Raw genomic sequence first — 12517 nt, 5'->3', positions numbered from 1 at the left:
GGGCGAGGACGGTTCAGTCGCGTCCCAGTTCGGTGCAGACGCAGACCCGGTTGCCGTCCGGGTCGGCCAGCACGACGAACGCGGGGGCGTGACTGTCGTCGACCACGCGACCGCCCGCGTCGAGGGCCGCGGCCACCCGCCGGTCGGCATCCTCGGGAGGAACGGTGACATCGAGGTGGAAGCGCTGCCGGCCGGGCGCGGCGTCAATCCGTGGTCGGCCGCGAGGGCACTGATCCGTTCGGCCAGCCGCACATCACGTTCGGTGACTCCGCCGGCGTCATGACTACGGAGCGCGAATCGGACGTGCCCGCCGCGCAGGTCCGCGGCGGGATGGTGACCGGCCTCCTCGGCGCACCGCCCGACAGCCGCGACGAATGCGGCTGCCGCAGCGAACGACTCCGCGGCGAACCAGGACCGCAACGCGCCCAGGAGCAGGCGCCAATCAGCCAGGTCGACCTGCCGCGCGCCGAGGGTGGTCTGCTCCATCCGGCCAGCGTAGGAGCCCACCCCGACAATGTCCGGTCACCGCCGAACCGCCCCGTCGCGGCCCGCGGACGTGTCCGCCGGCCGCCGGTGATCACGAACGGATCTGCTTCTTGTCGCCGCCCTTGAGCGCGCCGTAGGCCGCCGCGCCGAGGAATCCCGCACCGGCGATCAGCGCGATCCAGAACACCGCCTTGACGAGGAAGCCGACGAGCGAACCGATCACCATGAACGCGACCCACGCCAGAAGCAGGCCGCCGACGATCTTCCAGAACATGTGCTTCCTCCACACTCGTGTACTGCCGTGTATGTCCAGGTTGGCACGGCGCGCACCGGAAGTCCCGGCCTCCCGGAAACGTTCAGGGAAAACTCCGGGTTCCCCCGCAGGCAGCGGTCACGCCCCCGACAGCCGGGCAGCTGCGGGTCAGCTGCCGAGCCACGTCCCCATGCGCTCGACGGCCGTGACGATGTCCGCCCGCGCACCCGCGAACGACAACCGCACGAACGACCCGCCCGCGACCGGATCGAAGTCCACGCCCGGCGTGATCGCCACCCCGGTGTCCTCGAGCAGCCTGCGGCACCACGACAACGAGTCGTCGGTGTACTCGGACACGTCGACGTAGGCGTAGAAGGCACCGTCGATCGGGGCGATGCGGGTCAGGCCGATGCCGCGCAGCCCGTCGAGGAGCAGATCGCGGTTGGCGCGGTAGTGGTCGACGTGGCCGTCCAGCTCGGCGTGCGACTCCGGCGACAGCGCCGCCACCGCCGCGTGCTGCGACAACGCGGGCGGGCAGATGTTGAAGTTGCCGGTCAGCACGTCGACGCTGCGGTGAAGGCTCCGCGGCGCGAGCATCCACCCGAGCCGCCAGCCCGTCATCGCGAAGTACTTCGAGAACGATCCGAGCACCAGGCTCTCGCGAGACGTCTGCCACGCACACGCGACGTCCCGTTCGTAGGAGATGCCGTGGTAGATCTCGTCGCTGATCAGCCGCACGCCCCGCGCCGTGCACCACTCGGTCAGCACGGCCAGCTCGCCGGGTGACACGATCGTGCCCGTCGGGTTGCTCGGGCTCGCCACGATCAGGCCCTTGATGTCGCCGAGGCCGTCGAGGATCTCCGGCGTCGGCTGGAACCGGGTGCTCTCGTCCGTGGAGAACTCGACGACCTCGCAGCCGAGCGCGCTCAGCAGGTTGCGGTAGGCCGGGTAGCCGGGCCGGGCCATCGCGACCCGGTCGCCCGCCTCGAACGCGGAGAGGAACGCCAACAGGAACCCACCCGAGGAGCCGGTGGTGACGATGACGTCCGCCGGGTCGACGTCGAGTCCGTACGCGCGGTCGTAGTGTCCTGCGATCGCCTCGCGGAGCGGCGGAATGCCCAGCTGCGTCGTGTACCCGAGGTCACCGCCGCGCAACGCCTCGTGCGCCGCCGCCAGCACCGGCTCCGGTGCACCCGCCGTCGGCTGGCCCGCGCACAGGAACACCACGTCACCGCGCTCGGCCTGCCGCGCCTTCGCCGCCGACAACACGTCCATCACGTGGAACGGCGGCACGTCGGCACGCTGTGCTGCGGGCGGGAACGGGGAGGTCACGGAGTCCGTCGTCATGCCCAGCAGGGTAAGGGGCCTGCCACGTCGAACCGCGAGGGCGGCGGGTGGGCGGGAGACCGGCTTGGGCGGGTCGGGAGGCCGGCGGACGCCCGCGCCGGGGGTCGGCTGAGACAGCGGCGTTGTCGATGCCGTGGTCTGTGTGGACGACGTCGCGCATGGCCGCCCGCTCCGCACATGATCTTCCGTGCGATGGAGCTGACCGGTGTGTATGACGTACGGCGTGTGCTGGCCGCGGGGACACCGAACGTGACGCACCGGTGCCAACGCACGTGCGGGAATGGTCGTCGGTGTGCTGACAGGTGGGCAACCGCCATCGATCTCGGCGGTGTGCCACACACCCACCTTCTTGCCAGCGTGGCCGAGATTCCCGAGCTGCTACGAACCCGCTGAAATGGCACCGCTCGCGCCTGGCGTGACCGAGCGCGTCCCGTGGGGCGGCCCTGCGCGCGGGCGGGACACCTCGTAGCCTGAGCAGGTGACAGTCGCGCGACGAGGCGTGGGACGGCGGAACGAGTCGTCGTCCCCGGTGATACGCGAACTCGCGACGTCGCTGCTCTCACGGGTCGATGATCTGGCCATCGTGCTGCGGGACAAGCTGCTGGCCAACGACGATGTGTACGCCTCGACCGACATGATCGCGCCCGATGAGCTGCTGCGGTCCTGTCACGACAACATGATGCGGGTCCTCGAGGTGCTGGCCGGCCGATTGCCGCAGCAGGACGAGGGGCTCGACGCGACGCGCCGCACCGCGCAGTACCGGGCCGACGCCGGCTTCCCGCTGGACTCGCTGCTGCACGCTTTCCGCCTCGGCACCGAAGTGGTCTGGGCAGCGCTACTGGAGGAAGCAAGAACGAACTCGCCGCACCGGCTGGGCGAGCTGATGGACAGTGCCGTGCAGGTCATGCAGCTCATCGACCGCATGTCCCTCGAGGTGGCCACCGTCTACCGGTCCAGGGAGGCCGAGGCAGAGCGGCGGATCAGCGAGCGCAGACAAGCGGTGCTCGACAGTCTGCTCGAGGGCAGGGGTGGCGACCCCGAGGTGGCCGCCGAGGCGGCGCGGGTGCTCCAGCTGCCCGATCAGCCCCGGTTCGCCGTCGTCGTGGTCCGGCATGACACGCCTTCGGCATCGCCTGCACACTCGCCGTCGGATGGACTGGCCGCGTACGGGTTCCAGTCCCAGTGGCGGTTGCGTTCCGACCGGGAGATCGGGCTCGTGCTGCTCGGCAAGGCGCCGGTGGAGCGGATGGTGAGCCTGCTGCGTGGCCTCGTGACCAAATCCGCCGGGGTGTCAACGGTGTTCGACGGACTTGGCGACGTGGCAACGGCGTTCCGGCTCGCCGAACTCGCACTGGAAACCGTGCCGCAGAACGAGCCGCTGGTCGCGCACCTCGACGAGCGCCTGCCGGAGGCGTTGCTCACGGCGAGCCCGCTTGTCACACGGCGGCTCCGTCAGCAGACCATCGGTGGGTTGCTCGCGCTGGAGCCCGACAAGCGGCAGACCCTGTTCGACACGCTGAACAGCTGGTTCCGGCACAGCCGCTCGGCCGCCGAAGTCGGCGAGGAGCTGCACTGCCACCGCAACACGGTGCTGCATCGGCTCAGCAGGGTCGAGTCCCTGTGCGGCCTGTCCCTGTCCGACGACAGGGACGTGCTGCTGCTCCGGCTGGCGTTGCTGACCGAGTAGGCGCCGAGGCGTCCCGGCTCACATCTTCGCGGCTGCGGCTTTGATGGCTTGGCGGATGCGCGGATAGGTGCCGCAGCGGCAGATGTTGCGCAGGGTATCGAGGTCGTCCTCGGTGATCGAGCGGCCTTCCGCTCGGACGCGGCGCACGAGGTCGATGGCGGCCATGATCTGGCCGGGTTGGCAGTAGCCGCACTGCGCGACGTCGTGGTCGATCCAGGCTTGTTGCATCGGGTGCAGCTGGTCGCCGTCGGCGAGCCCTTCGATCGTGGTGATCTCGTCGTTCTCGTCGAGCTGGTCGACGGGCACGGCGCAGGGGTTGAATGCCTTACCGTTGACGTGGCTGGTGCAGGCTTTGCAGACGTTGATGCCGCAGCCGTACTTGGGGCCGCGGATGCCGAGGATGTCGCGGAGTACCCACAGCGTCCGTACGTTGTCCTCGACGTCGACGGTGACGGTTTCGCCGTTGACCTTGAAAGTATGTTTCGGCACGGGGAGGCTCCTTACCGGACGTAGTCGAGGCCGTCGGTCGGCGACTGCGGGACGGGTGGGCTGTAGGGGTAGGGCTCGAAGTGCAGATCCCCGTTGTGGTTGATCGGAAACTCGGTCGGCATCGTGCCTGTCGCCGCCCAGTACGCGTTGGCGACGGCGGCGCTGGCCGCGGGCACACCGAACTCGCCCGCGCCGCCCGGGTCCTCGTCGGCTGACTCCACGATGTGGATCTGCACGTCGAACGGGGTGTTCCACTGGCGTGTGTAGGCGTAGTTGTCCCAGCTCGCTTCGAGGAAGTTGCCGTCCTGGAGGTGCACGCTCGAGGTCAACACGATCGCGATCGCGTCCATGATCCCGCCGATCATCTGGGCTTCGAGGCCCTTCGGGTTGAGCACGAGTCCGACGTCGACGGCGAAGACCACCTTGGTCACCCGGGGACCGGTGACCGCCTGACGCACCTTCCGGTCGACCGTCTCCGGGCTGGCGTCGACCTCGACGAGGCAGGCGCTGTAACCGTGGTACTCGTTGTGCACGCCGAGGCCCTGTCCGTGGTTGGCCGGCATCTTCCTGCCCCAGTCGCCGGCCTCGGCCACCTTGTCCAGCACCGCACGCAGGCGGTCCCTGCGTGCGTGGGCACGGCGGAACTGGTAGGGATCCTGCCCCAGTTTCCGCGCGATCTTGTCCACCGTGACTTCGCGCGCCACGGCTACGTTCGGCGAGTAGATGTTGCGCATCGCCCCGGTGTTAAACCGGCGGTCGGTCAGCTCCTGCAGCAGCGACGTCGTTGGCCCGAAGTTGTAGTGAGCGCCCTGGGTGAGCACGTAGACCCACTGCGAAATGCTGTAGTCGGCAACGGGCAGCTTCGATGCGGCAGCGGAGATGATGTCGCCGTAGCCGTGCCCGAAGTCGGTGCGGGCGCTGGTGTGCCGCTGCTCGTAGGTCAGCACCTTGTCGCCAAGCAGCGTCGTCCGTACCCGCGACGTGGCCATCGGGTGCACCCGGCCCTGCCTGCACGCGTCCGCGCGGTGCCACATCAGCCGTACCGGGGCGCCCATCGCCTGCGAGGCCAGCGCGGCGTCCATCGCGCCGTCGTGGAAAAGCCTGCGGCCGAACGAGCCACCGGCCTGCACCACGTTGACGGTGACGGCGTCAAGCGGCAGCCCGAGCGCCTCGGCGATCTGCTGCTGCGCGACGATCGGTGCCTTGAGGCCGCTCCAGATCTCGGCGGAGTCCGCCCGCACGTCCGCGACCGCGCAGTCGGGATCGAGCGGGGCGTTGCTGGCGAACGCGAAGGTGAAGCCGGTGTCGATGGTCTCCGCCAGCGCCGGTACCTCCGGCACCGCCATCGGAAGCTCGGCGCTCTTGAGTTCGGCGAGCACGTCCTCGTCGGAGTCGCTGCCGACGAGGCCGGGCTCCCAGTCGACGTCGAGCGCGACGACCGCGTCGACGCACTGCCCGAAGGTGCGTGCCCGGACCGCGACCCCGGTCTTGATGGTCTCCACGTGGGTGACGCCCGGCATGTCGCGCACCGCTTCGGCGTTGCGCACCACGCGGACCTTCCCGTTGATGGTGGGCGGTTTGCACACCATGCACGGCATGGCCCCTGCGATGTCGAGGTCAGTGGCGAACTGCTTGCGTCCGGTTACGGCGTTGACGGCGTCGGTGCGGTTGCGTGGCTTGCCGATGACCGTGAACTCCGACGAGCCCTTGAGCTCAGCTTCCTTCCGTGTGGTTTTGTCGACGGCTGCGGCACCGGCGAGGTCGCCATACGGGATGCGCTTGCCGTCGGGGGAGACGACCGCGCCGGCTTCGGTCTCGAGGAGGTTGGGTTTCAGGCCGCCGAGCATGTGCGCTGCCGCGTCCAGCAGGGCTCCGCGCGCGATCGCGGCCGCGGTCCTGATCGGATAGTAGGTCGACATGGTGGTGTTCGAGCCGCCAGTGAACTGGTTCATCGCCAGCTCCGGCCGCGCCTTGGACAGGGTCACCTCGACCTTGTCGACGCTGATGTCCATCTCCTCCGCGATAAGCATCGCGGTTGTGGTGACGATGCCCTGACCGACCTCCATCCGCGGCAGCGCGAAGTGCACCGTGCCGTCCTCGCGGACCTCGAGCCAGATCAGGTGCGCGGTCGGCTTCGCGGCGTAGGTCTGGGTGTCTTCGAGATCGAAGACATCGGCGGGTAGGTCGTTGCTGGGGACGGGGGTCGCCGCGGCCGCCCCTGCCTCGCTCGGCGCGTTGGCGTCGACGCCAAGGCGGACGGCAACGGCGAGAGTCGGGGCCGCCATCAGGTACCCGAGGAACCGGCGGCGCCCGAGTGGCTTGCCTGGCTCGCCATCGGGGCGGGGGCCCTCCGCTGGTCGGGTGGTGCGATGAGGCATTCACGAACTCCTTTGGCAGCTCCGAGCATGGCCGTGGACATTGCTGGCCGTCGATTGCGCGCGGGCAGGGATCCGGGCCACGACGCATCGTCGCCGATTGACCGGATGGCTTGTTATGGGCAGCTGCATCGCAAAACACACCGAACTGTTGGGCAGTCCGACAACAAGGACCCTTTCGTGCCGCCGGATGTGCAGATGCCCAACGGATCAGGTCGAAAGTGTGTGCCGGACTCAGATGTGACGTGGCCACCCGCCGGGAGATGGTGATCGGCCCGTCAGGCCGTCATCCCGAACTGGCTCGCTGCGCTCAGAATTCTCGAAACGGAGGCCGCATGAGGAACCCGCCAGAGTCCGACCGCCGTACCTTTTTGGCCCGGCTCGGCCTTCTCGGTGCGGTCGCTGGTATCAGCGTCACGGTGCCCGGCATCGCCCGCTCCGCGTCCGGTCCCTCGCTGGACGTGATCGGGACCGCGCTCGGCGAGGTCGCAAGAGACACCCTGAATGCGCTCGCCGTGTTCGTGGTCCCTGGTCCAGACGCGTATTCGAAGGCGCAAGGCACGCCTCATCCCGAGCCCGGCGCCCTTGAAGCGAAGGCGCCGGACTTTTTGATCGAGTCACTGGACAGCTTCGTGCCGTTTCCGGACCAGCTGGCCAACCCCATCGGCGCCGCCCTTGCCGGTGGCCTTGCCGACGTGCCGCTCGATCTGCCCGGTGACCTGCCGTCGGTACCGGTTGAGCTGGACAGTGCGGTGCGGACCTTACTGAGCAACGATGAGCACCTGCCGTTGTCACTGGTCATCGCGTTGTTGCTGAACAACTTGGCGACGCAGGTAAATCCCGCGGCTGCCAGCGGCGCCTTCCTGTCCCCGTTCGCGCGGCTGACCTTCAATGAGAAAGCCGATGCATTCCGCCAGCTCGAGGAGCCGAACGCCGAGCTCGTCGCTGCCATCGACCAGCAGGTCAACGAGCCGCTGAAGGGCTCGGTCTCCGGGATGCTGAAGTTCGTCGCCGGCGCGTTGCTCGAGTTCTCCGCGTTCGGCACCTACTGCGAGTGGGCGAAGTTCGATCCAGCGACCCGCTACGTCACCGGTACGCCCGTCGGCTGGGACCTGAGCAAGTACGACCCAGGGGTGATGGACGGCTGGGACGAGTTCAAGGGCTACTACCAGGGCCGGACGAAAGTGAGTGCGAAGTAATGCGCGACGTCATCATCATCGGCGCGGGCGCAGGCGGCGCCGTCGTCGCCAAGGAGCTCGCCGCACACGGGCTGGACGTGCTCGTGCTCGAGGGCGGCCCGCGGCACGCCCACCCCGAGCAGCAGTGGAGCAGGCTGGAGAACGACGCGAACAACCCGCTCAGCGGCTATTTCCGCGTCGGGCCGGAGGACCGCACCAAGCCCGCGTTCTACCGGGAGTTCCCGCAGAACGGGTTGCTGTGGCAGGTCTCAGGGGTCGGCGGCACGACGCAGCACTACTTCGGCAACAATCCGCGCGCGTACCCGGGTGTCTTCGCCGGATACAACGGTCCGGACAGGGGCATGTACGACGTCCGGCACCGCTTCCCGTTCTCCTACGACGACTTCGTGCCTTACTACGAGTGGGTCGAGGCGACGCTGCCGGTGCACACCGCGCCGATGGGCACCAAGGAGGAGGTGTACTTCCGCGGCTGCGAGACGCTGGGCATCCCGGTGCAGACCACGAAGACCACGCTGGGGCCCTCGTATCGCCCGCAGGAGAACGCGATCCTGCCGCCGGGTGGGAAGGCGGGGCTGACCACCGATCCCAAGCAGCTGTCCTACCCGACGTCGACCGGCTGCACGTTCTGCGGCCACTGCTTCCAGGGCTGCGTCAGCCCGGTCAGGGCCCCGCGCAACCTGGTCGCCAAGCGGTCGGCTGACAACAGCTACATCCCGATGGCGCTGACCGCCCACGCGTGGTCGCCCAGCGGCAAGGCGATCACCCTTGTCTCCGACGCAATGGTCACCAAGGTCCGCACCGCCAACGGTGCCGCCCGCGGCGTGACATGGCGGGAGAACGCCACCGGCGACGTGCGGTCGGAGGACGCCAAGGTCGTGGTGATGTGCGGCGGCGCCGTGGAGACGCCCCGCCTGTGGTTCAACTCCGAGCTGCCCAACCCGAACGACTGGGTCGGCCGCGGTTTCACCGACCACTACCTCGACTGGACGTTCGGGCTGTTCGACCACGACGTCGGCAGCTCTCGTGGCCAGGTGTCGGCGGCGAGGACCGACTACCCCGGCTACGGCATGATCATGAACGTCGGCCTGATGCCCGGTATCGAGGCGTTCGCGATGACGTTCTCCGACAGCGGCATCCGCGGCCACTACACGAACGGCCGCGGCATGGAAGGGCCCTGGGACGGACCGACGGGGCGGCTGGTCGGGCCGGAGCTCAAAGCCGCCATGGGGCACGGCATCGACAGGATCCTCAACGTCGTCAGCATCGTCGACGACGACGTCACGCCGGACAACAGGGTCACACTGTCGGCGATGCCCGCCGACGAGCAGGGCGCCGTGCCGAAGGTGCGTTTCCTCAACCGGGGCCGGACCAAGCGCAGCGTCCGCAACCGGGAGTTCCTGGCGCGCAAGGCCACCGAACTGCTGCACGGTGCGGGCGCGAGGAAGGTCCACCGGATGGACTGGCCCGCGTTGCCGCTGCACGTGCACTCCACCATGCGGATGGGCCAGTCGGAGACCGACTCCGTCGTCGACGCGAGCGGCGAGGCGCGGGCGGTCAAACGGCTGTTCATCGCGGACAACTCGGCGCTGCCGAACGCCGTCGGCGGCCCGAATCCGACGATCACCACGCAGGCGCTGGCCACGCGCACATCGGAGCACATCATGCGGCGCTACTTCGGGGGCGACCCGTGGGTGCGCACCGAGGCGCCGGTGGTGTCGACCGACGACCGCATCTCTCACGGGCTCATCGAGCTCGGGCTGTGACGACAAGGAGTCTCATGCTCAACCTCGCCATGTTCCTCGACGACAGTGCACAGCGACACCCCGGCCGCGACGCCGTCGTCCTCGGTGACAACCGGCTCAGCTATGCCCAGATCGACGCGGCCGCGAACCAGGTCGCCAACTTGCTGGCCGACTCGGGTATCCAGCCGGGTGACAGGGTCGCGCTGTCCTGCCCGAACCTCCCGTACTTCCCGATCGCCTACTACGGGATCCTCAAGGCGGGTGCGGTGGTGGTGCCGCTGAACGTGCTGCTCAAGGGCCTTGAGGTGGCCTACCACCTTGCCGACTCCGGCGCGAAGGCGTACCTGTGCTTCGAGGGAACACCGGAACTGCCGATCGGAAAGGAGGGATGGGCAGGGTTCGGCGATGCAGGCACCTGCGAGCACTTCTTCCTGATCACCGCCGATCCTGCCGCCGAGTCGCCGATCGACGGCGCGACCACGCTAGGCTCCGCCCTCGCGGGTCGCTCGACGGAGTTCGAGACCGTGGCGACCGCCGCCGATGACACCGCGGTGATCCTCTACACCAGCGGCACGACCGGGCAGCCGAAGGGCGCCGAGCTGTCGCACTCGAACATGGTGCTCAACGCGATCACCTGCCACCGGATGTTCGGTCTCGTCGATCATGACGTGCACCTGCTGACGCTTCCGCTGTTCCATTCCTTCGGGCAGACCGTTCAGATGAACGCCGGGTTCGGCTCCGGCGCGACCCTTGTGCTGCTGCCGCGCTTCGACCCCGCGGAGGCGCTCGGCCTGATGGAACGGGAGAAGGTCACGTTCTTCGCCGGCGTCCCGACGATGTACTGGGGCCTGCTGTCGATCGATGCCTCCGCGTTCAACCTCCCGGAGATCGCGGGCAACCTGCGGATGGCCGTCTCCGGCGGTGCCGCGCTCGCGGTGGAGATCCTCGAACAGGTGGAGAAGATGTTCGGGCTGCGGGTGCGGGAAGGCTACGGGCTGTCCGAGACCAGCCCGCTCGCCTCGTTCAACTACCCGGACCGCGAGGCCAAGCCCGGTTCGGTCGGCCAGCCGGTGTGGGGCGTGCGGATGAAGCTCATCGACGCCGATTGGAACGAGGTGCCGGACGGTTCTGACGGCGAGATCGCCATCAGGGGACACAACATCATGAAGGGCTACCTCGGACGCCCCGAGGCCACCGCCGAGGTCATGCGGGACGGATGGTTCCGCACCGGTGACATCGGCCGTCGCGATGAGGACGGCTACTACGCCATCGTCGACAGGGCCAAGGACATGGTCGTGCGCGGCGGGTTCAACGTGTACCCGCGCGAGCTGGAGGAGGTCATCATGACCCATCCTGCGGTCAGCCTCGTCGCCGTCATCGGTGTACCGCACGAGACGCATGGCGAGGAGGTCAAGGCGATCGTCATCCGCAAACCGGAGGCGGAGCTGACCGACGACGAGCTCATCGCCTGGTGCAGGGAGAACATGGCGGGATACAAGTACCCGCGCATCGTCGAGTTCCGCGACGATCTCCCGATGACCGCAACCGGCAAGATCCTCAAACGCGAGCTGGAATGACGATTCGTCGTTGGTCAGCCGGTGTCAAGGCCGCGGATCATGCCGGCAACGGTCGCGATGTAGGCCGAGCCGTGCTCGCCGAGGTAGATCGCGACGTAGTGGTTGTTGAACTGCGGGCCGGTGCCGGTGAGCCTTCGATATGCCGTCTTGCCGGTGCGCAGATCGATCGCGCTGAGCTGTCGAACTTCACCCGGTCCGCGGTGGGGACGCCGAGGTAGTGCGCGACGACGAAGCCGGGCATCGGTTTGAATGGCTCGGCCACGACGCCCACCTCGCGCAGCCCGCGAGGCGGTCCAGTAGCTCGGTGACGAAGGCACAAACCGCTGGTTCGATCGAGCCGACGCGGCGCCGGGTGAAGCCACGGCTGATCAGGCGCCGGAACTCGGTGTGCTGCGGCGGACGCCTTGGGGGCGCGCAACGCCCCCAAGGTGCCCCTGGGGCACCCGAGCCCGCTACGGCTTGCGGCCGATGCCGCCGATCATGAGGCGGCGCGCCGGGTCGAGGTTCTCCGGCGGCGGACCCTCCGGCCACCAGTAGGCGAGCGTCTCCAGGCCGGGATCGAGGAGCTCGAGGCCGTCGAAGTAGGCGGCGATCTCCTCGCGTGTGCGGAACCGCCCGGTGCCCATCGGGCTGTGCAGGAACGCGTGCTCGAGCCGCTCGGCGACCGCGGCGGCCTCGGGATCCTCATCACCGGGGTTGAAGAAGTGCGACAGCACGACCTGCGACCCGGACGGCAGCGCGTCGATGTAGGCGCGCATCATGGCCTCGGGGTCGCGCTCGTCGGCGACGTGGTGCAGCGTGCCGACCTGGTACAGCGCCATCGGCCGGTGCCACTCCAGCCTGCCGGCCACGGCGGGGTCGGCGAGCACGGCCTGCGGTTCGGTGAGGTCGCCCTGGACGCAGTGGACGGACTCGTGGTCCTCGACGAGCGCACGGCCGTGGGCGATGACGATCGGGTCGATGTCGACGTACACCACGCACGTATCGCCGTTGAGGCGAAGTGCGACGTCATGCGTGTTCTCGACGGTCGGCAGACCCGATCCGACGTCGACGATCTGGTCGATGCCCGCGGTGCCGACGATGAAGCGCGTCGCGCGGATGAGGAAGTCGCGGTTGTCCCACGCGAGGGTCGTGACCTCCGGCGTCACCTCGCGCAGTTGGCGCGCGACCTCGCGGTCTACCTCGTAGTTGTCCTTGCCGCCCAGGGTCGCGTCGTAGGCGCGGGCGATACTCGGCACGTTCGGGTCGATGACCGTCGGCAGCTGCGCGTCCCGGCTGCCGTTCCGTCCTGGTGTGGAAGTCACTGCGGTTCTCCAGGCTGCGCGCGATCAAGGGACCGCACGCAGCCTATCGAACACGTTC

Annotated in this window: 10 protein-coding genes and 1 pseudogene; 4 read left to right on the top strand and 7 right to left on the bottom strand. The window is 68.6% G+C overall.

Translation table 11 applies throughout. The features are described 5' to 3' along the window. Positions 1–13: 13 nt before the first annotated feature. From FB384_RS26830 to FB384_RS09425, 4 genes and pseudogenes are all read right to left on the bottom strand, one after another. Entirely contained in the window at positions 14–208 is a 195-nt protein-coding gene (locus tag FB384_RS26830) for a VOC family protein (RefSeq protein WP_323985292.1), read from the bottom strand. 77 nt (positions 209–285) lie between these two features. Continuing rightward, positions 286–486, bottom strand: a pseudogene (locus tag FB384_RS27455) (4a-hydroxytetrahydrobiopterin dehydratase); the annotation flags it as partial. A 91-nt stretch (positions 487–577) separates the two neighbouring features. Continuing rightward, positions 578–760 carry a hypothetical protein gene (locus FB384_RS09430; protein ID WP_183781598.1) on the bottom strand — a complete coding sequence of 61 codons (183 nt, stop codon included), beginning with the start codon at positions 758–760 and terminating at the stop codon, positions 578–580. Positions 761–907: 147 nt separating this feature from the next. Continuing rightward, positions 908–2086: a pyridoxal phosphate-dependent aminotransferase gene (locus FB384_RS09425; protein WP_183781596.1), complete on the bottom strand. Its 1179-nt coding sequence runs from the start codon at positions 2084–2086 to the stop codon at positions 908–910. A 478-nt stretch (positions 2087–2564) separates the two neighbouring features. Here FB384_RS09425 and FB384_RS27295 point away from each other — a divergent pair, with 478 nt between their 5' ends. Beyond that, positions 2565–3773 carry a PucR family transcriptional regulator gene (locus FB384_RS27295; protein ID WP_183781593.1) on the top strand — a complete coding sequence of 403 codons (1209 nt, stop codon included), beginning with the start codon at positions 2565–2567 and terminating at the stop codon, positions 3771–3773. 18 nt (positions 3774–3791) lie between these two features. On the opposite strand, the gene FB384_RS09415 is transcribed toward FB384_RS27295, so the two are convergent. Next, positions 3792–4262 (bottom strand): (2Fe-2S)-binding protein, encoded by a 471-nt coding sequence (locus tag FB384_RS09415; protein ID WP_183781591.1) that lies wholly within the window; start codon positions 4260–4262, stop codon positions 3792–3794. An 11-nt stretch (positions 4263–4273) separates the two neighbouring features. Next, a complete protein-coding gene (locus tag FB384_RS09410) occupies positions 4274–6640 on the bottom strand; it encodes a molybdopterin cofactor-binding domain-containing protein (RefSeq protein WP_183781589.1) in 2367 nt (788 codons plus the stop codon). Between the two features lie 332 nt (positions 6641–6972). Here FB384_RS09410 and FB384_RS09405 point away from each other — a divergent pair, with 332 nt between their 5' ends. The 3 genes from FB384_RS09405 to FB384_RS09395 are packed head-to-tail and all read left to right on the top strand — an operon-like array spanning position 6973 to position 11155. Next, positions 6973–7836 (top strand): twin-arginine translocation signal domain-containing protein, encoded by an 864-nt coding sequence (locus tag FB384_RS09405; RefSeq protein ID WP_183781587.1) that lies wholly within the window; start codon positions 6973–6975, stop codon positions 7834–7836. Continuing rightward, on the top strand, positions 7836–9599 hold the full coding sequence (locus tag FB384_RS09400) for a GMC family oxidoreductase N-terminal domain-containing protein (RefSeq protein ID WP_183781585.1): 1764 nt from the start codon (positions 7836–7838) through the stop codon (positions 9597–9599). The genes FB384_RS09405 and FB384_RS09400 overlap by 1 nt, the downstream gene beginning before the upstream one ends. A gap of 14 nt (positions 9600–9613) precedes the next feature. Further along, complete coding sequence (locus FB384_RS09395) at positions 9614–11155, top strand: long-chain-fatty-acid--CoA ligase (protein ID WP_183781583.1); 1542 nt, start codon at positions 9614–9616, stop codon at positions 11153–11155. Between the two features lie 452 nt (positions 11156–11607). Here the strand turns inward: FB384_RS09395 and FB384_RS09390 are convergent, their stop codons facing one another. Beyond that, positions 11608–12459 (bottom strand): SAM-dependent methyltransferase, encoded by an 852-nt coding sequence (locus tag FB384_RS09390; protein WP_258936810.1) that lies wholly within the window; start codon positions 12457–12459, stop codon positions 11608–11610. Positions 12460–12517: the final 58 nt, after the last annotated feature.

This window comes from Prauserella sediminis, from assembly GCF_014195435.1.
GTDB lineage: Bacteria > Actinomycetota > Actinomycetes > Mycobacteriales > Pseudonocardiaceae > Prauserella > Prauserella salsuginis.
The sequence above is the reverse complement of the archived record's forward strand: the minus strand, read 5'-3'. Positions and strand labels throughout refer to the sequence as shown.